Genomic DNA, 17,833 nt, shown 5'->3' on the forward strand with positions numbered 1-17,833 from the left:
CATGCGAGCAAGCTGAATAAGGATTGAATCATGCAAATCCAGGTCAACAGCAGCAACCATTTCGAAGGCAACGCCCGGCTCGACCAGTGGGTCCGCAGCACCCTGCAGAGCTCGCTGGAACGTTACGAAGACGACCTCACCCGCATCGAGGTCCACCTGCGCGACGAGAACGGCGCCAAGCCCGGACCGCATGACAAACGCTGCCAGATGGAGGCTCGCCCCAAAGGCCATCAACCGATCTCGGTGACCCATACTGCCACTTCGCTGGACCAGGCAGTCGATGGTGCCGCCACCAAGCTGAACCACGCGCTGGAACACTTCTACGGCAAGCTGCGCAGCAAGCGCGGCGCCCTGGAACTGAATGACCCGGACGCCTGATCGGCAATGCAAGCAACGCCCGGCCTCGTGCCGGGCGTTTTCGTTGGTGTCGATCAATGGCGCTGAACCAACTGCCGAAGACGTCGGTCAACCCCTGCAGTCATTCATTGCAGAAGCACGACCATGAACAACCCATTCGAACGAATCAGTGCTGCATTCGCCCACGAATACCGGGTCAACCTGAGCATCGCCAACCTTGACGGCAGCATCATGCTGACCCTGTCCGACGACAGCGGCGTAGTCGCCAAGCGCCTCATCACCCAGGCCCAGCGCAACGACCCGGTGCGCCTGCAACGGGTGATCGACAGCATCCGCCTGGGCCTGGCCATCGAACACAAGCAGAACCCCTTGCAGGTGCTGGCCGCGCTGACCCGCGACGCTCAGCGCGAGCCACGCCATTTCATGGCCAACTGAGGGCTACTTGCCCTCCTCCACTTCCTTGCCATTGGCATCCAGCACCTTGGTCGAGGGGTAGCGGTACGAGGCGTAGCGCACCACCAGGATCGAGAACGCCAGCAACAGGATGCCACCACACAGGTACAGCAGCCCTGCGTCCGGCGCCTTGTGGTGCGAGACATCGCCGATCAGCAGGCGGGTCAGTGCAGTGATGGCCACGTACAGCAGGAAGCGGATCGGCATGTGGTTGGTCTTGAAGTAGATACCGACCATCGCCCCCAGCTCCAGGTAGATGAACAGCAGCAGAATGTCATCGACGCTGACCCCGCCCTTGCCGAGCATGTCCAGGAAGGTCATCACCGCTGCATAGGCGGTAATCGCGCCAATGCCGAACAGCGCCAGGTAATGGAATGCCTCGACGCACAGGTTGCCCAGCGAGTCGGCCGAGCCGTGCAGGCCCTTGCGCAGCTTTTCTGCCCATTTGATGTTCACGATGTTCCATTCCCCGATACGTCTTGAAGGATGATGCGCCACCGGTGTGACGCTTGTGCCATGCAGTTAAAGGGCCAGGCCCTTGCCTTGGAAGGCGACCGATTGCCGCAAGGCACGTTGAGGCGACACGTTTCAAAACCCACGGACTATGCGCTGTGCGCTGCGACCGTCGTGCATCAGGCAATGCTTCTGCAGCCCAAGTCACCGGATCCTGATGATGACCTCGATGCATGAGCTGGAGACGGCACCGGTTAGGAGCAGATGCCTGAAGAGCCACGGACTTTGCACTTGAGCTTGATTGATGTGTCGCCAGGGCTGGCCCTGTCGCGGGTGAACCCGCTCCCACCTGATCACCACAGTCTCAAGACCTGCACAGTATCTGTAGGAGCGGGTTTACCCCGCGATGAGGCCCGTTCAGGCACTCAAGAATCTCCAGGAAAAACAACAAAACGACTACCGACGACACCAGTTCACCCTCGGCAAGACCACCTTCTACAAGGCGAGAACGGCACCCACCCACCCACCCACCCACCCACCCACCCACCCACCCACTGCTCCACATCGAGCCCGGCATCCCTTGCAAGGACGCCCGCGGGCAGTCCTCGGAACTGATCGGCTATGTCCGCGAGCTGACTATCACCGGGCTAATGGGCATGAAGCAGTGATGGCTCGACTTGTTCAGCGCTTGTGATATCAAGCGTCGCCCGCGCGGCGCTCGATTCAAGCCACGCTACAATTTCTGCTTGCGAAGCAACCAACATTGCTATTACTGTATATGGATACAGTATAAATCAGCAAAAAGGCACAGAGGTGATGAATGGCCGTCGAAGTGGTGTACCGCAGCAGCCGCGACCCGGAGCGCTTGTTCATGGATAAGGCCGAAGCAGACCGTCACGACAAGATGCTCGAACTGGCCGAGCGCCTGGCCGAAGTGCTGCACAAGGCCGTGCCCTCGCTGACCGAGCAGCAGGTCGAGGAAGCCGGCATCTACATGGCCAGGAACCGCGATGTGTTCGCCCGTGCGTTCAAGAGCCAGCCGGATGCGTTGGCCGAGTTGCTCGAGGCGCCAGCAGCCGAGTAATAGCTGCGTTGGTCTTTGCAGGAGCGGGCGTCAGCCGTAGAGCAGCCGCTCCGCCAGCATCTGCGCCACCCGCGCCGGCGAGCGTTTCTCCGCCTGTGCATGGCCGAACACTTCGGTCAGCCGCGAAGGTATCCGCGCCAGGTGCGCGGTGATGGTGCCCAGGTCCACGCCACGGTGGGTAAGCGCCACGTAGATCAGTCCACCGGCATTGATCACGTAGTCCGGCGCATACAGAATCCCGCGCGATTCCAGCTGGTCGGCCACCTGCAAGGTAGTCAACTGGTTGTTCGCTGCCCCCGCCACCGCCGCGCAACGTAACTGCATCACACTCTGCCCGTTCAGCACCGGCCCCACGCCACAGGGCGCGAAAATATCGCAAGGGGTGCTGAGCAACGCGTCGTTGGTGACCGGCTTGGCATCGAACTGTTCCACTGCCAGCCGCACCCGCCCGGGGTCGAGGTCGCTCACCAGCAAGTCCGCCCCCGCCGCATGCAGTTGCTCGGCCAGCGCATAACCGACATTGCCCAGCCCTTGCACCGCGACCCGCAGCCCCTGCAGGTCATCACTGCCAAGCCGGAACGAAGTGGTTGCACGTATGCCGGCGAAAACCCCCATCGCCGCGTGCGGTGAAGGATCGCCGCACGCCGTGGTGCTGGTCACATGCGGGGTACTCTGGGCAATGCAGTCCATGTCCAGGGTAGAGGTGCCGCTGTCCACGGCAATGATGAAGCGCCCCTGCAAGGTATCGACGAAGCGGCCAAAGGCCTCGAACAGCGCGGCCCGGTTTTCCACATGCGGGTTGCGCATGATCACTGCCTTGCCGCCGCCCAGTGGCAAGCCGGCCAGCGCAGCCTTGTAGCTCATGCCCTGGGCCAGGCGAATGGCGTCGGTCATGGCGCTTTCGTCGTCGGCATACGGCAGGTAGCGGCAACCGCCCATGGCCGGCCCCAACTGTTCACTGTGGATCGCCACCACAGCCTTGAGGCCGGTGGGCGGGTCGGTGAACAGGTGCAGCGACTGGGTACGGGTGCTTTGCATCAGAGCAAACATCGACGGGCTCCCCTGAGAGGTGCTCATTCCAGTATAGGCTTGGCCCTTGGGCCGACGCCGCCGCCGGACCACTGGACGAAACCGCGCGCCGCGGCTAATACTCAAGCGTGTGTGGAGAAGCCCCATGAAGCCACGTCAAGCCTGCCTGGCCTGCCTGGAACGCGAGCCCGTCGCCCTGCTGGAAGCCGCATTGTGGATTGCCGCCGAGCATGACCGCAGCATCGAGCCGGCGGCCAGCCTGGCCACGCTGCATGACCTGCAGCGCGAGATCAGTGCCAGCCTGCCGATGCTGCCGCTGTGCGAGCTGGCCCAGCCACTGCTGCGCCAGCTCAATGCCCTGGGCTTCCAGCAGGATGAGTACCATCCCCTGCGCCCGCATGCCGCGATGATGGACAAGGTGCTGCAGCGTCGCCGTGGCCAACCGCTGGCCCTGGCCATCCTCGCCCTGGAGTTGGCCCGGCGCCTGTCCATACCCCTGGAGGGGGTGGGCTTTCCCGGCCATTTCCTGCTGCGCGTGCCGGGAGCCGACCACCTCCTCGACCCCTGCGGCGGCCGACGCCTGTACCCCAACGATTGTCGCGAACTGCTGGCACGTCAGTTTGGCCCGCAGGTAGCACTGACTGCCGAGCATATGCGCAGTGCCAGCCCCGCGCAGATATTGCAACGCCTGTCACGCAACCTACGCCAGTTGCACATCAGCAATGACAACCACCTGGCGGCACTGATCGATGCTGAACGGGTCATGCAACTGGGGCCGGCGCAAGTCAGCGACTATGTGACCCGCGCCTCGCTCTACCAGCATCTGGATTGCCCACAGGCCGAGCGCTTCGACCTGGAGCATGCGTTGCTGCTGACGGAAGACCCGGTCCAGCGCCTGAAGCTGTGCGAGCGTATCGGCAAGCTTCCGGCGGCGAACCGTTCCATTCACTGAGCCGGGCAGTCCGGCTGCTGGGCGGGGTGTGCCTTGGCGAACGCCGGGTGCCCGGCGGCCAGGGCGGCAACCCGCAGGATGCGCGGGAAGCCGTCGAGGTTGATGTTGAACCGTTCGGCTGCATACAACTGCGGAATGAGGTAGACATCCGCCAGGCCTGGCTCATCGCCAAAACAGAAGCCGTGATCGCCGATCAGTTGCTCCACCGCCGCCAGCCCCTGGCTGATCCAGTGGCCAATCCACTGGTTGACCTGGGTCTCGTCATGCCCGGCCTGGCGCAGCCGGTTGAGCACACTGACATTGTGCAACGGGTGGATGTCGCAGCCGATGATCGCTGCCACGCCGCGCACCTTGGCGCGCGCCTCCGGCGTGGCAGGCAGCAGCGCAGGCTGTGGATAAACCTCTTCCAGGTACTCGATGATCGCCGGAGACTGCACCAGCAGCTCACGGTCGTCAGTGCGCAACGCCGGCACGCGGCCCTGCGGGTTGATGGCGACGTAGCCAGCACCGCGTTGCTCACCCTGCAACAGGTTGACCGGCAGGGACTGGTAGGCCAGCCCCTTCAACGCCAGGGCAATGCGCACCCGATAGGACGAGGTGGAACGGTAATAGGTGTACAGCTCCATGCCCCTGCCTCCTCAGTTGGCCGCGATGACCGTGCCGCGGCATTCGCCGAAGCCGATGCTGGCCACGCCATCTCGCACGCAACGGCCACGCAGGATGATCTCGTCGCCGTCCTCGAGGAACTTGCGCACCTCGCCACTGGCCAGCTCCACCGGGTGCTTGCCGCCTTCGGTAATCTCCAGCAGGCTGCCGAACGAACCTGGCGTGGCGCCCGACAGCGTGCCCGAACCGAACAGGTCGCCCGGCTGCAACTGGCAGCCATTGACACTGTGGTGGGCCACCAGTTGCGCCACGGTCCAGTACATGCTGCGGGTGTTGCTCAGGGTCAGGCGGTGCGGGGCCATGCCCTGCTCGCGCATACGCTCGGTCAGCAGCAGCACCTCGAGTTCGATATCGAACGCACCGGCGGCCTGGTCGCGCTTGTCCAGCAGGTAAGACAATGGCTGCGGGTCGCCTTGCGGGCGTGCTGGCTGGGCGCAACGGAACGGCTCCAGCGCTTCGGCAGTGACTACCCACGGTGAAATGCTGGTAACGAAACTTTTCGACAGGAACGGGCCCAGCGGCTGGTATTCCCAGGCCTGGATATCCCGCGCCGACCAGTCGTTGAGCAAGCACAGGCCGGCCACGTGCTCGGCGGCATCGCCGATCGGGATCGCCTGGCCCATGTCATTGCCCTGGCCGATCCAGATGCCCAGTTCCAGCTCGTAGTCCAGGCGCGCACAGGGGCCGAAGCTTGGTTCGCTGTGCCCGGCCGGCAAGGTCTGGCCCTTGGGGCGGCGCACGTCGGTGCCGGACGGGCGAATGGTCGAGGCGCGGCCGTGATAACCGATCGGCACATACTTGTAGTTGGGCAGCAGCGGGTTGTCGGGGCGGAACAGCTTGCCGACGTTCTTGGCGTGTTCGATGCCTACATAGAAGTCGGTGTAGTCACCGATCTGCGCCGGGACATGTAGTTGACAGGCGCTGGCTGGATACAACGCTGGCTGCAACGCCGCCTGGTGCTCGCTATGCTCGCCCAGCAGCACCAGCAGGCGTTCGCGCAAGGCCACGCGGGCGCCGCGACCGAGCGCAAAGAATGCGTTCAGAGCGCCACCGCGGGTGGCTTCCACAGCGGCCTTGGCGGCGCCGTCGAATAGGCCGGCAGCCAGCACTGCCTCGAGATCGAGGATCGCATCGCCGATAGCCACGCCACAGCGCCTGGCTTCCCCGGGCCGGCTGAAAATGCCCAACGGCAGGTTCTGCAGCGGGAAGTCGCTGTGCCCGTTGGCGTGCTCCACCCAGCTACGGGCAATGGCGGTCTGGTTCATGGGTTATCTCCGGTTCGGGTTGAAGGTGCTCGGCAAGGTGGCCCAGCAACTATCGTAGTCGGCCTGCAATTGCGGGCATTCGAGGGCCTGCACGCTCGGGCGCAGCACCTGGCTGGTCTCGAACATGAAGGCCATGGTGTGGTCGATCTTGTGCGGCGCCAAGTCAGCGGCAATGGCCTTTTCGCAGGTTTCGGCATCGGGGCCGTGGGCGCTCATCACCCCGTGCAGCGAAGCACCGCCGGGCAGGAAACCTTCGGCCTTGGCGTCGTAGGCACCGTTGATCAGGCCCATGAACTCGTTCATCAGGTTGCGGTGGAACCATGGCGGACGGAAGGTGTTCTCGGCCACCATCCAGCGTGGCGGGAAGATCACGAAGTCCATGTTGGCCATGCCATGCACGCTGGTCGGCGAGGTCAGTACCGTGAAGATCGACGGGTCAGGGTGGTCGAAGCTGACCGTGCCGATGGTGTTGAAGCGCCGCAGGTCGTACTTGTACGGCACGTTGCTGCCGTGCCAGGCGACCACGTCCAGCGGCGAGTGCTGCAGTTCGCAGGCCCAGTGTTCGCCAAGGAACTTCTGCACCAGCTGCACCGGCCCTGCGGCCTCTTCGTAATGCGCCACCGGGGTGAGGAAGTCGCGCGGGTTGGCCAGGCCATTGCTGCCGATCGGGCCCAGGTCCGGGATACGCAGCGGTGCGCCGTGGTTTTCGGCAATGTAGCCACGCGCCTGGCCGTCGAGCAGCTCGACGCGGAACTTCATGCCACGCGGGATCACCGCGATTTCCAGCGGTTCTACCTGCATGACCCCCAGTTCGGTGGCGATGCGCAGGCGGCCCTGTTCCGGCACCAGCAGCAGCTCACCGTCGGCGTTGAAGAACACCCGTTCCATCGAGCAGTTGGCGCGGTAGATGTAGATGCTGACGCCGGCCGGTTTGTCAGATGCCGAGTTGGCCACCATGGGTAGCCAGCCTTCGATGAAGTCGGTCGGTTCGCTGGGGATCGGCTGGGGGTTCCAGCGCAGCCGGTTGGGGGTAATGGCACCCTGCGGGGCGGTCAGCGGCTGGCGCGCCAGGCGCTCGAAACGTGGGTGCAGCGCGGATGGGCGAATACGGTACAGCCAGGTACGGCGCAGCTCGCTGCGGGCCATGGTGAACGCCGTGCCCGAGAGCAGCTCGGCATACAGCCCGTAAGGAGCCTTTTGCGGCGAGTTCTGCCCGACCGGCAGGGCACCCGGCAGGGCTTCGCTGGCAAACTCGTTGCCAAAGCCGCTGAGGTAGTGAAGGTCGGGTGACGTATCGCGATTCATCGATGCCTCCGGGCTCTGGCCGAGCCGTTGCTGGCAGCTGGCTACCGGTCCCGATCGGGTTGGCAGCGTGTCTGCGTTGTTTTTATCGTAATCAAATTACGAATAACGTAATTTGCTCCGGGCAATGCGTCAAGCTATAAAGGCGCGACGCGAAAACTCCGGAAGCAGATGTCCATGACCAAAGCCAGCTCCCCCGCCGACAACGGCAAGCAGAAAGTCCGCTCGGCAGAGGTCGGCACCGACATCCTCAAGGCCCTTGCGGAGCTTTCCCCCTCCACCTCGCTGTCGCGCCTGGCAGAGCATGTGCAGATGCCGGCGAGCAAGGTGCACCGTTACTTGCAGGCATTGATCGCCAGCGGCTTTGCCGAACAGGACGCCGCCACCAACCATTACGGCCTGGGGCGCGAGGCCCTGCGGGTAGGGTTGGCGGCGCTGGGCAGCATCGATGTGCTGAAAATCGCCGCGCTGCCGTTGTCGCAGTTGCGCGATGAACTGAACGAGAGCTGTTTCATTGCCGTATGGGGTAACCAGGGCGCGACGGTGGTCAGCATCGAGCCGGCAGTACGCGCAGTCACCGTGGTCACCCAGATCGGTTCGGTGTTGCCGCTGCTCAGCTCATCCACCGGCCTGGTGTTCGCCGCCTACCTGCCCGAACGCGAAACCGTGGAGTTGCGCGACCGCGAACTGGCCGCCATGCAGCACAGTGCCGCCGATTACCAGGCAGTACTGGCCGGCATTCGCGAACGTGGACTGCACCATGTACACGGGCTGCTGATGCCCGGCGTGGATGCGCTGTCGGCCCCGGTGTTCAATGCCATGGGGCAGATCGCTGCGGTGATGACCGTGGTCGGGCCAACCTCGATCTTCCATGCCGACGAGCATGGCCCTGCGGCGCAACGGCTGCTGGCGGCAGCACGGGAAACCAGCTGGCGGATGGGTCATACACCTGCGGCACTATTGCCCGAGGCGTAAAGGTGAATGTCATAAGCCGCTATTTTTCCTACAGGATCAAGCGCTTATTCTTAGCTCACTGGCCGGCATGAAGGGCTCTCCCCCCCGCCTTTCAGGCCTGCGAGGTTCACCGACGTAGATTTTGAAGCTCCTTGATCTGACGTCTCGATTGGCCGCTGCGGCTTGCAGCGGCCTTTTTTATCTGCGCTGGAAATATTCTTCGCCTGTGCCGGCAAAAGTTTCAGCCCAACGGGTATTGCTGCAGGTTCGCCATCATCTGCTGCAAGGCCTGCAAGCTGTCCTGCGGGTGCACAGCCCCTTCGAACTCGCCGATGCGCGCCCAGTTCTCCGCCACCTGCTCCGGGGTAAAGCCTTCACGCGGATCGAAACCCACGCCCAGGCTACGCTCCCAACGCACCTTGCCGACCCAGCCGCCGCCCACTTCGAACAGCTCCCCGCTGCCCTGGCACTGCTCGCTGCCCAGGTACACCACCAGCGGGCTGACCAGTTCGGGCTTGAGCCGCTCGAACACCTGGGGCGGGATCAGCCCTTCGGTCATGCGGGTGCCGCCGGTCGGGGCGATGGCGTTGACCAGGATGCCATGCTTGCGCCCCTCGATCGCCAGGGTACGGGTCAAGCCGTACAGGCCCAGCTTGGCCATGCCGTAGTTGGCCTGGCCAAAGTTACCGTAGATGCCCGACGTGGAGGCGGTGAAGATCACCCGCCCCCAGTTCTGCGCGCGCAGGTGCGGCCAGGCGGCGCGGGTAACCTTGTAGGCCCCTTCGACATGTACCTGGTAGACCTGCTCCCAGTCGCTGTCCTCCATCTTGTGGAAGGTCTTGTCACGCAGGATGCCAGCGTTGTTCACCAGCACATCGATCCGGCCGAAGCTGTCCAGGGCCTGTTCGACGATGCGCGCGCCCTGGCTGACCGAATCATGGCTGGCGATGGCGTTGCCGCCAGCGGCGCGGATCTCCTCGACAACCCGGTCAGCGGCCGAGGCGCTGGCACCCTCACCATGGGTGGAGCCACCGAGGTCATTGACCACCACCCGGGCGCCACGCGCAGCGAACAGCAACGCATGGGCACGGCCCAGGCCGCCGCCGGCTCCGGTGACGATCACCACGCGATCTTGCAGACGGACAGGCTCGCTCATGTTCAAGGCTCCAGGCAGGTTCAGGTCAGCCGAGTGTCTGCCGTCGAGGGCGAATGGACAATCAAGCGCCTGCTGGCTGAATGCCTGGCAATAACACAATGCGATGGTCGGAACGCCTGGTCAGGACCACGCCATCTTCTGTGGCAGATAGCTCAGCGGCCGATCGCGAAAGGCCAGGTAATGGCGTAAGACCTGAACCGGCGCTTCGGTATGCGGATAGTGGCCGATACCTTGCAGTTGTACCGTGTCCGGCGCCGGCACCAGTTGCCGGTAGCGCTCGACCATGTGCGCCCCGCACAGCGGGTCGACCATGCCGTTGATCAGGCGCAGTGGCACGCCTTCACGCTGCATGGCACCAACCCAGCGGTCGCGGTGCAGCCTGCGCTCCGGCATGTAGCCAACCAGCTTGTGCAACACGCGGGTGCCGTTGCTGGCGGAGATCAGGCTCCAGAGGTCATCCAGTGCGCTTTCACTGGGATGGGTGCAAGGCCCGTACACCTGGGTCACGTTGCGCACCAGATCGTCGCGCCCGAACGAGCGCCCTACCAGCCAGCCCACACGGCTGAGCAGCAGTTTCTGGATCAGCAGCAGGCGGCAACTTTCCGCAAACAACCCGCTGTTGAGGAACACGCAGCTGCCGATACTGGCGCGCTGTTCGTGATGCCGCGCCAGCAGTTCCTGGGCCACGCTGCCACCGTAGTCGTGGGCCAGCAGGTGCACCGGCTGCCCGACTTGCAGCTCGGCGAGCAAGGCCTGCTGCAGGTCGGCCTGCTCCATCAGGCTGTAGGCATGATCGACCGGTTTCGCGGAATCGCCAAAGCCGAGCATGTCACAGGCGATCACCCGGAAGCGCTGGGCCAAAGGCCCCCACAGATAGTGCCAATCCCAGCTGGCAGTGGGAAAACCGTGCAACAGCAGCAGGGGCTCGCCTTGCCCTGCAATCCAGTAGCGGATGCTCTGGCCCCGGAAGGTGAAACTCTGCCCCCGGGTCCGCCAGACGCACAATGGAATTTCGGCCATAGGCATCATCGGGGTCCCGGTGAAGTGGTGTTGGCTGAACAGGGCAAGGCTGCGCTCATTGCATGTCACCTCGGCACTTGCATGTGCTCTCTGAGTCGAGGCTGAGTCTAGCCAGCAGCCCAAGGCCTTGAACTTGCGTTGCCAGCCAGCTTGATGACTGAGCGAGTCAGTGGCATGAACGGTCAGAGCAGCATGGTCAGCAGCGGTGCCGCGAACAGGTTCAGCAGCCCGGTCAGGACCATCACCAGGCCCGCCACCGAGCCTTCCTCGCGGCCCACCTCCTGTGCCCGGCTGACCCCCGCGCCATGGGCGCCGACGCCGAACAGCGCACCCCGCGCCAGCGGCGTACGCAACGGTAGCCAGCGCAGCAGCACGCCGCCGAACATGGCCCCGAGTACGCCGGTGAACATCACGAATACTGCGGTCAGCTCCGGTACCCCACCCAGGTCATGCGCCAGCGGCATGGCAAAGGGCGTAGTGATCGAACGTGGCACCAGCGACAGGCTGGTCGCACTGTCCAGTGCGAGCAGGTGAGCCAGGCCCCAGGAGCTGGCAATCGAGGCACTGCTGCCGGCCAGCATGCCCACCATCAGCGCCGGCCAGTGGCGTGCGAGCATGGCCCGCTGCTGCCAGATCGGCACCGCGAATGCCACGGTCACCGGGCCGAGCACGTTCATCAGCCAGTGGGTATTGCGGGCATACTCGGCATAGGCGGTGTGCAGCGGCACCGCCACCGCCAGCAACAAGACCGGTACCAGGATCAGCGGCGACAACAGGTAGCGCCCACTGCGCCGGTACAACCAGCGGCTGCCCAGATAAGCCAGCAGCGTCAGGGCGAGCCAGAACAGCGGCATGGGTTCAAGGCTCATGGCGCAACCTCCAGCGGCACACCAGTTCAACGGTCAATGCGGTGACCACCATCACCATCAGGGTGCTCACGGCAATCACCAACAAGATGCGCCAGCCTTCGTCACGGATCAGGGCGCCATAATCGAGCAGGCTCATCAACGCCGGAATGAAGAACAGCAGCATTTCGGCCATCAGCCAGCCCGCACCCAGTTGCAGCATGGCCGGCTTGAGCACCCCTGCAGCGAACAGCAACAGCAGCATGGCCAGGCCCATCACCCCCCCCGGAATCGGCCAGCCCAGCCAGGAAGCAAGCTGGCCGCCAAGCAGGAACAGGGCACAGAGGGTCGCCAGCTCGGTCAGCAGGCGCAGGGCTTTTTTCAGTAACGCGGGTTTCATGGGGGGTTCCTCGAACAGGCCCTCATTTTAGGATTCGGCTGCCTAGGCCAGAAGCGAATTGTTAGACTGAACTCCATTCCAGAATGGAATTGCGATCATGGAATTCAAACTACTGCGCAGCTTTATCGAAGTGGTTCACCGCGGTGGCTTCACCCAGGCGGCGCAAACCCTGCACATCAGCCAGTCGGCCGTGAGCAAACAGGTCGCTCAACTGGAGCAAGATGTGGGCCAGCCGCTCCTGGAACGCCAGGCTTCACAGCTGCACCTGACCGCGGCCGGGCGCATCGTGCTGGAGCGTGGCGAAGCCTTGCTGCGCCAGCGTCAGGCGCTGCTGAGTGAACTGGACGACCTCAGCCAGATGGGCCGCGGCGAGTTGCGCCTGGGCTTGCCGATGCTGGGCAGCGACGCGCTGTTCGCCGGGTTGTTCGCCGAGTACCGGCGGCGTCACCCGAACATTACCGTGCAATTGCTCGAAGGCGGCAGCCGCAGCGTCGAACAGGCGGTCAGAAGTGGCGAACTGGAACTGGGCGGCAGCCTGACACCCACTGACGAAGCCTTCGACTATCAACCGTTCTGCAACGAGCCGCTGGATGCCCTGCTACCGGCCAGCCACGGGCTGGCGGGCCAGGACGGGGTGGACCTGCAGCAGTTGGCCGATACCCCGTTTCTGCTTTACCAGCGCAGCTTCGTGCTCAATGACCGGTTACTGAAGGCATGCCAGCAGCAAGGCTTTACCCCGAAGGAAGGCGGGCGCAGTGGCCAGGCCGACTTTCTCGCGGCGCTGGTGGCGGCGGGCCAGGGCGTGGTGTTGCTGCCCCGTGTGGTGGCAAGCGCACTGGAACGCCCCGGGGTAGTGCGTTTGCCGCTGCGCGCGCCGGAGGACTTGCGTTGGGACATCGCCTTCATCTGGCGGCGCGGGGCGTACCTGTCACGAGCCGCGCAGGCGTGGTTGGCGCTGGTGAGCGAACGATCAGTGCCCGACGACAGGGCATGAGTTGCCCTCGCTGGCCTCTTCGCAGGTTTACCTGCGAAAAGACCGGAACCGGCGACACAGCCCGTCAGGCTTTCAGTGCAGCAGCCAGCTCCGCCAGCCAAGGCTCGGCATCCGCTTCCGGGGTTACCGTCTCGCTGGCATCCAGGCGCAGCATCGGCTGCACTTCGCGCACGCCCAGTTCGGCAAACAGCTCGCGCAGTTGCTCACCGCCACCGCAGTAGGTATCGCCATAGCTGGAATCGCCCAGCCCGATCACCGCACCTGGCAGACCACGCCAGGCTGCCGGCAGTGCATCGCGGATGCTGCTGTACAGCGGCATGAGACTGTCCGGCAGCTCGCCCATACCGGTGGTCGAGGTGACAGCCAGCAGGGCATCGGGCGCAAAACCTTCAAGGTCCTGCAAGGTGGCGCGTGCCGCATGCCAGGCCTCCAGGCCCGCTGCCTTGAGCAGCGTTTCAGCGTGACGGGCGACTTCTTCGGCGGTGCCGTAGACCGATCCGGAAATAATGGCGACTTTCATCAAGTAGAGGATTCCGAAACTGAGTGAAATCGTAGGATACTACCACCCAGCGCTGGCAAAAGGCCGCCTCTACCAAAGTCGCCATCTTCAGCCCTTCTTCGCCAATGGCCCGAAAATGATCAACGCCCAATTGCTGCAATCCATGGTCGACGCATCCAACGACGGGATCGTGGTCGCCGAACAGGAAGGCGACGACACCATCCTGATCTATGTGAATGCCGCCTTCGAACGCCTGACCGGTTATAGCCGTGACGAGATCCTCTATCAGGATTGTCGCTTCCTGCAGGCCGACGACCGTGACCAGCTTGGCCGCGCCCGCATTCGCAAGGCGCTGGCCGAAGGCCGCCCGTGCCGCGAAGTGCTGCGCAACTACCGCAAGGATGGCAGCGCCTTCTGGAACGAGCTGTCGATCACCCCGGTGAGGCACGATGCCGAACAACGCACCTACTTCATCGGTATCCAGAAGGACGTGAGCCGTCAGGTCGAACTGGAACGCGAGCTGGCGGAGCTACACGCTCGTCCGAAACCCGACGAACGCACCTGAACCAAGTACGCCGGCCACGGTCAATCCCGTTGAAGAAAACGCCACCCTTGAGTTCGATCATGCAAGCAGAAGCGCTCCTTACCCAGGACGAACTGGACTTCATACAGAACATGCAGCATTCGCCGCAATTGAACCTGGCCGACCCCATGTCGAGCCTGCTGGTCAATGGCGACCGCCGCATCCAGAGCTTGCTTACCCGTCTGGTGGCCAACGAGCAAGTTACCTTGCAGGCCCAGTTCAACAACCAGCAGATCAGCTTCCCGCTGCAACTGGTGGAAGACGAATTCCACGCTCTGCACCTGCAACTGGGCTCGCCGGAAATCTACGAAGACGGCCCCATGCTGCGCCCCTGGCGCCTGTCGATGGAGCAGCCGAGCGCGTTGCTCGATGCCGATGGGCAGGTCAGCGGCCTGTGGGTTCGTGATATTTCGTTCAAGGGAACGCTGGTTGAAGTCCGTGGCCTGCCGGCGGCGCCAGCCCGCTTCGAGCTGCGCTTCGCGCCTGGCGGCATCAGTCCCATCGAACTGCATGGCGTGTTGAGCCGGCGCATCGGCCCGGACTTGGCCGCCTACGACCTCAGCCAAAGCGCGGCCGAAGAAACCGAACGCCTGCGCGACTACATTCTTCAGGCCCATCGTCGGGCCCACCCCGAACTGCACACTCAGGTATCGAGCTGACCGGCCAGAAACTGCCGCAAGCGTTGGCGCATCACACTACCTTGTGCGCCCAGGCAGGCAATCGGGCTGCCAGCCAGGCTGTCCTGTGCCAGTTCCGCCGCCTCACCGGCCAGTAGCAACGGGCATTCCAGCCCGGCCACCAGGCGTGCCAGGCGCCGGCTGAGTTCGACGGTGGGGGACTGGTGGGAGAACAGCACCAGGGCATCCGGTTTCATACGCTCGCAAACCAGCGCCAGCTCCGCCAGCGGCTGCCCGTTCGCCAGCAGGGTCACGCCCACTTCGTCGCAGCCCAGAGCCAGGCTGGTAACCAGCAGTTCCAGCTCATGGCACTGCCCCGGAAGTGGCGCCAACACCACCGTGCGCCTGCGCGGCGCATGGGCAAGCCGCAAGCGGGCGAACACCCGGCCACGCAGGAACTGGTCCAGGAACAGCCACTCGCTGGCCTGCCCATAGCCGCCCTGCCCGACGGCAAGGTCATGCCACACCGGCATGAACACTTCGCTGAAAACCTGGTCCAGGGCGCTAGCCGCAAACACCTCGTCGAACAGGCGATCCAGGCTTGCCGCATCAAAACGTTGCAACGCCTGGCGAATCTGCTGCTGCCAGCGTGCCCAGGCATCAGTCGCCCCGCCTGCCTGCCCGGCCAGGGCATGGTCGCGCGCAAGTATGCTGCCGACCTTGCTCACCGCCACACCGCGCTCCAGCCAGCCGAGGATGCGCCGTACGTCATCGATATCGGCCTGCGAGTACAGGCGGTGACCACTGTCGGTGCGGGTTGGCTGGATCAGACCATAGCGGCGCTCCCAGGCGCGCAAGGTCACGGCATTGACGCCGGTCAGGCGGGAAACTTCACGGATCGGAAACAGGTCCTGCTGCATCAGGCCGGCGTCGATCACTGCCTTACGTCCCTGTTCGTTCATATGCACGGGGTACCCTGTGGAAGTTCGAGCAATAGTCTACTACGACCGCAACGGGTACAGGGATCGACCGTTTGCCGGATGACATTGGCCGAAGCATGCCGATACGCGATAATCCGCGCCCGATTCTTGCATGCAAGCCTGCGTCGCCCACCACCCCGGGCGGCTCAGCCAGAAGGGCCAGCTACCCGCCAGCCCTGTTGCCAGGAGATACACGATGTCTACCCCACCCGTCACCCTGATGGTATCGCGCCGCGCCGCCCATGGCCGCTACCAGGACCTGCTGGCCTGGCTGCATGAAGGCGAGCAGCTGGCCACCGATTTCCCCGGCTACCTCGGCTCGGGCATCCTCGCCCCACCCCACGATGGCGATGATTTCCAGATCATCTTCCGCTTCGGCGACGAACCCACCTTGCATGCCTGGGAGCACTCCGCTTCGCGCCGGGCCTGGTTGCAACGCGGCAATGGCCTGTTCGAGCGCCCCAGAGAGGCGCGCGTAAGCGGCATTGATGACTGGTTCGGCACCAACAGGGGGCAGAAACCACCGCGCTGGAAGCAGGCCGTGGCCATCTGGTTGGCGTTTTTCCCGGTTTCACTGGTGTTCAACATGATGTTCGGCCACTGGCTGGCCGCGCTGGAACTGTTGCCTCGGGTACTGCTCAGCACCCTGGCCCTGACCCCCATGATGGTCTACCTGTTCATCCCGCTGTCCACCCGCCTGCTGGCCGGCTGGCTGCACGCGTCGCCGCCCACCACGGGGGCCCTGCGCAGCCGCTGAGGCCAGCGGTACACGCGCTGAACAGTTCGGGTATGCTGGGCGGCAACCCAAGGACAGACAGTTGACCGCCCCGAACATGAACAGCCCAATTCTCGTTACCGGAGCCAGCCAGCGCGTCGGGCTGGCCCTGGCCCTTGAACTGGCCCAGGCCGGCCATACGGTGGTCAGTGCCAGCCGCAGCGCCCAGCCACAGGCGGCCCACCCGAACATCGTGCAGTTCCAGGCCGACCTGTGCCAGGCGGCCGACCGCCAGGCCCTGATCGACTACTTGCATGGCCATTACGACGGCCTGCGCGCGATCATCCATAACGCCTCGCTGTGGCTCGACGATGGTCTCGACAACCTCGAGACCATGTTCCGCCTGCACGTCGAAGCGCCCTACCACCTCAACCTGGCGCTGGGCGAGCTGCTGGCGAAGGTGGATAAGGCCGACATCATTCATATTTGCGACGAAACCTCTTCGCGCGGCAGCAAGAGCCATATCGGTTATGCCGCGACCAAGGCCGCGTTGCAGAACATGGTGCTGTCGTTCGCCGAAAAATATGCGCCCAAGGTGCGTGTGAACGGTATCCTGCCCGGGCTGCTGATCCTCAAGGAAGGCGGTGACGAAGCCTATCGCCAGCAAACCTTGAAGAAAGCCTTGCTGGAGTTCGAACCCGGCGCCGGCCCGTTGATCGAGACGGTCAAGTACCTGCTCGCCAGCCAGTACAGCACCGGCAGCCAGGTGGTCATCAACGGTGGCCGCCACCTGAAGAATCGCATGACCTGAGAGAAGCCCATGACCCCACAGCAACAGCTCGAACTGGAGGCCGCCGCGTTCCGGCGCCTGGTCGAACACCTGCAAAAGCGCAGCGACGTGCAGAACATCGACCTGATGAACCTGTCCGGTTTCTGCCGCAACTGCCTGTCCAAGTGGTACAAGGCGGCGGCTGACGAGCGCCAGCTCGACGTAAGCCTGGACGATGCCCGCGAAGCCGTGTACGGCATGCCCTACGCCGAATGGAAAGCCCAATACCAGAAAGAAGCCAGCGCCGAGCAACAAGCGGCGTTCGAAAAAGGAAAACCTCGTGACTGACCTCGACACCCTGCGCACCAGCCTCGCCAGCGGCAAACACGTCTTTGCCGATACCCTGGCCTTCGTTGCCGACCACTACAACTACCAGCCACAGGCCTTCGACAACGGCGGCGTGGCGAATGCGGCCGGGCAGAACGAAGGCTCATGCAAGACCCTGGGCCTGGCGCTGCTGGAAGGGCTGAGCGACCAGGAAGCGCTGCTGGCCTTTGGCGAGCACTACCGAGATGTGCTGGCCACGCCAGACGGCAGCGACCATGGCAACATCCGCGCGCTGATCAAGCATGGCCTGGCCGGTGTGAAGTTTGCCGGGCAGCCACTTTCGCGCAAGGCGTGAGATTGCCGGGGCTGCTTTGCGGCCCATCGCGACACAAGGCCGCTGCTACAGCCGCAGC

Annotated in this window: 23 protein-coding genes and 2 pseudogenes; 14 read left to right on the forward strand and 11 right to left on the reverse strand. The window is 64.0% G+C overall.

Annotated features, from left to right (window positions below; all coding sequences use genetic code 11):
- The first annotated feature begins 30 nt into the window (after window positions 1-30).
- Together QSV36_RS06190 and QSV36_RS06195 are read left to right on the forward strand one after the other, a co-directional pair.
- Window positions 31-378: an HPF/RaiA family ribosome-associated protein gene (locus QSV36_RS06190; protein ID WP_225779222.1), complete on the forward strand. Its 348-nt coding sequence runs from the start codon at window positions 31-33 to the stop codon at window positions 376-378.
- 123 nt (window positions 379-501) lie between these two features.
- On the forward strand, window positions 502-792 hold the full coding sequence (locus QSV36_RS06195) for a DUF3509 domain-containing protein (RefSeq protein WP_289130848.1): 291 nt from the start codon (window positions 502-504) through the stop codon (window positions 790-792).
- Between the two features lie 3 nt (window positions 793-795).
- Here QSV36_RS06195 and QSV36_RS06200 read toward each other — a convergent pair whose 3' ends face one another.
- Window positions 796-1,266 carry a phosphate-starvation-inducible protein PsiE gene (locus tag QSV36_RS06200; protein ID WP_225779224.1) on the reverse strand — a complete coding sequence of 157 codons (471 nt, stop codon included), beginning with the start codon at window positions 1,264-1,266 and terminating at the stop codon, window positions 796-798.
- Window positions 1,267-1,326: 60 nt separating this feature from the next.
- Between QSV36_RS06200 and QSV36_RS26010 the strand changes: the two are divergent.
- The 3 genes and pseudogenes from QSV36_RS26010 to QSV36_RS06205 all read left to right on the forward strand — a co-directional run.
- Window positions 1,327-1,554: pseudogene (locus QSV36_RS26010) on the forward strand (hypothetical protein); the annotation flags it as partial.
- Window positions 1,555-1,732: 178 nt separating this feature from the next.
- Window positions 1,733-1,925: pseudogene (locus QSV36_RS26015) on the forward strand (hypothetical protein); the annotation flags it as partial.
- Window positions 1,926-2,083: 158 nt separating this feature from the next.
- Window positions 2,084-2,347: a YebG family protein gene (locus QSV36_RS06205; protein WP_063913370.1), complete on the forward strand. Its 264-nt coding sequence runs from the start codon at window positions 2,084-2,086 to the stop codon at window positions 2,345-2,347.
- A gap of 30 nt (window positions 2,348-2,377) precedes the next feature.
- Here QSV36_RS06205 and QSV36_RS06210 read toward each other — a convergent pair whose 3' ends face one another.
- Window positions 2,378-3,397 (reverse strand): Leu/Phe/Val dehydrogenase, encoded by a 1,020-nt coding sequence (locus QSV36_RS06210; protein WP_289130849.1) that lies wholly within the window; start codon window positions 3,395-3,397, stop codon window positions 2,378-2,380.
- A gap of 124 nt (window positions 3,398-3,521) precedes the next feature.
- On the opposite strand from QSV36_RS06210, the gene QSV36_RS06215 reads away from it, so the two are divergent.
- Window positions 3,522-4,328: a SirB1 family protein gene (locus tag QSV36_RS06215; RefSeq protein WP_289130850.1), complete on the forward strand. Its 807-nt coding sequence runs from the start codon at window positions 3,522-3,524 to the stop codon at window positions 4,326-4,328.
- Here QSV36_RS06215 and maiA read toward each other — a convergent pair.
- The 3 genes from maiA to hmgA are packed head-to-tail and all read right to left on the reverse strand — an operon-like array spanning window position 4,322 to window position 7,564.
- Complete coding sequence (gene maiA / locus QSV36_RS06220; protein ID WP_289130851.1) at window positions 4,322-4,954, reverse strand: maleylacetoacetate isomerase; 633 nt, start codon at window positions 4,952-4,954, stop codon at window positions 4,322-4,324. The two genes, QSV36_RS06215 and maiA, sit on opposite strands and share 7 nt — an antisense overlap.
- Window positions 4,955-4,966: 12 nt before the next feature.
- Window positions 4,967-6,259, reverse strand: a complete 1,293-nt coding sequence (fahA, locus tag QSV36_RS06225; RefSeq protein WP_289130852.1) for a fumarylacetoacetase — start codon at window positions 6,257-6,259, stop codon at window positions 4,967-4,969.
- A 3-nt stretch (window positions 6,260-6,262) separates the two neighbouring features.
- Entirely contained in the window at window positions 6,263-7,564 is a 1,302-nt protein-coding gene (hmgA, locus tag QSV36_RS06230; protein WP_289130853.1) for a homogentisate 1,2-dioxygenase, read from the reverse strand.
- 174 nt (window positions 7,565-7,738) lie between these two features.
- Between hmgA and QSV36_RS06235 the strand changes: the two genes are divergently transcribed.
- A complete protein-coding gene (locus QSV36_RS06235) occupies window positions 7,739-8,536 on the forward strand; it encodes an IclR family transcriptional regulator (protein ID WP_225779230.1) in 798 nt (265 codons plus the stop codon).
- A gap of 220 nt (window positions 8,537-8,756) precedes the next feature.
- Here the strand turns inward: QSV36_RS06235 and QSV36_RS06240 are convergent, their stop codons facing one another.
- The 4 genes from QSV36_RS06240 to QSV36_RS06255 form a co-directional block, all read right to left on the reverse strand.
- Window positions 8,757-9,671, reverse strand: a complete 915-nt coding sequence (locus tag QSV36_RS06240; RefSeq protein WP_289130854.1) for an SDR family oxidoreductase — start codon at window positions 9,669-9,671, stop codon at window positions 8,757-8,759.
- Between the two features lie 120 nt (window positions 9,672-9,791).
- Window positions 9,792-10,697 carry an alpha/beta fold hydrolase gene (locus QSV36_RS06245; RefSeq protein ID WP_289130855.1) on the reverse strand — a complete coding sequence of 302 codons (906 nt, stop codon included), beginning with the start codon at window positions 10,695-10,697 and terminating at the stop codon, window positions 9,792-9,794.
- 176 nt (window positions 10,698-10,873) lie between these two features.
- Window positions 10,874-11,560, reverse strand: coding sequence for an LrgB family protein (locus tag QSV36_RS06250; protein WP_289130856.1), 687 nt, complete (start codon window positions 11,558-11,560; stop codon window positions 10,874-10,876).
- Complete coding sequence (locus QSV36_RS06255; protein WP_289130857.1) at window positions 11,550-11,936, reverse strand: CidA/LrgA family protein; 387 nt, start codon at window positions 11,934-11,936, stop codon at window positions 11,550-11,552. Before QSV36_RS06255 ends, QSV36_RS06250 begins: the two co-directional genes overlap by 11 nt.
- A gap of 97 nt (window positions 11,937-12,033) precedes the next feature.
- Between QSV36_RS06255 and QSV36_RS06260 the strand changes: the two genes are divergently transcribed.
- Window positions 12,034-12,930: a LysR family transcriptional regulator gene (locus tag QSV36_RS06260; RefSeq protein ID WP_289130858.1), complete on the forward strand. Its 897-nt coding sequence runs from the start codon at window positions 12,034-12,036 to the stop codon at window positions 12,928-12,930.
- A gap of 64 nt (window positions 12,931-12,994) precedes the next feature.
- Here QSV36_RS06260 and QSV36_RS06265 read toward each other — a convergent pair whose 3' ends face one another.
- Window positions 12,995-13,450, reverse strand: coding sequence for a flavodoxin (locus QSV36_RS06265; RefSeq protein ID WP_225779236.1), 456 nt, complete (start codon window positions 13,448-13,450; stop codon window positions 12,995-12,997).
- 115 nt (window positions 13,451-13,565) lie between these two features.
- On the opposite strand from QSV36_RS06265, the gene QSV36_RS06270 reads away from it, so the two are divergent.
- Entirely contained in the window at window positions 13,566-13,994 is a 429-nt protein-coding gene (locus tag QSV36_RS06270; protein ID WP_225779237.1) for a PAS domain S-box protein, read from the forward strand.
- A gap of 59 nt (window positions 13,995-14,053) precedes the next feature.
- A complete protein-coding gene (locus QSV36_RS06275) occupies window positions 14,054-14,671 on the forward strand; it encodes a hypothetical protein (protein ID WP_289130859.1) in 618 nt (205 codons plus the stop codon).
- Here QSV36_RS06275 and QSV36_RS06280 read toward each other — a convergent pair.
- Window positions 14,656-15,591, reverse strand: a complete 936-nt coding sequence (locus QSV36_RS06280) for a MerR family transcriptional regulator (RefSeq protein ID WP_289130860.1) — start codon at window positions 15,589-15,591, stop codon at window positions 14,656-14,658. The two genes, QSV36_RS06275 and QSV36_RS06280, sit on opposite strands and share 16 nt — an antisense overlap.
- Window positions 15,592-15,805: 214 nt before the next feature.
- Between QSV36_RS06280 and QSV36_RS06285 the strand changes: the two genes are divergently transcribed.
- From QSV36_RS06285 to QSV36_RS06300, 4 genes are all read left to right on the forward strand, one after another.
- On the forward strand, window positions 15,806-16,366 hold the full coding sequence (locus QSV36_RS06285; RefSeq protein WP_289130861.1) for a putative antibiotic biosynthesis monooxygenase: 561 nt from the start codon (window positions 15,806-15,808) through the stop codon (window positions 16,364-16,366).
- A gap of 76 nt (window positions 16,367-16,442) precedes the next feature.
- Window positions 16,443-17,135 (forward strand): dihydromonapterin reductase, encoded by a 693-nt coding sequence (gene folM, locus QSV36_RS06290; RefSeq protein WP_289130862.1) that lies wholly within the window; start codon window positions 16,443-16,445, stop codon window positions 17,133-17,135.
- 9 nt (window positions 17,136-17,144) lie between these two features.
- Window positions 17,145-17,441 (forward strand): DUF1244 domain-containing protein, encoded by a 297-nt coding sequence (locus tag QSV36_RS06295; protein ID WP_225779241.1) that lies wholly within the window; start codon window positions 17,145-17,147, stop codon window positions 17,439-17,441.
- The gene (locus QSV36_RS06300; RefSeq protein ID WP_289130863.1) at window positions 17,434-17,775 is read left to right on the forward strand and encodes a HopJ type III effector protein; all 342 of its coding nucleotides are present in this window, start codon (window positions 17,434-17,436) and stop codon (window positions 17,773-17,775) included. Before QSV36_RS06295 ends, QSV36_RS06300 begins: the two co-directional genes overlap by 8 nt.
- Window positions 17,776-17,833 lie beyond the last annotated feature (58 nt).

It is taken from the genome of Pseudomonas sp. BCRC 81390 (assembly GCF_030341915.1).
Classification (GTDB): Bacteria; Pseudomonadota; Gammaproteobacteria; order Pseudomonadales; family Pseudomonadaceae; genus Aquipseudomonas.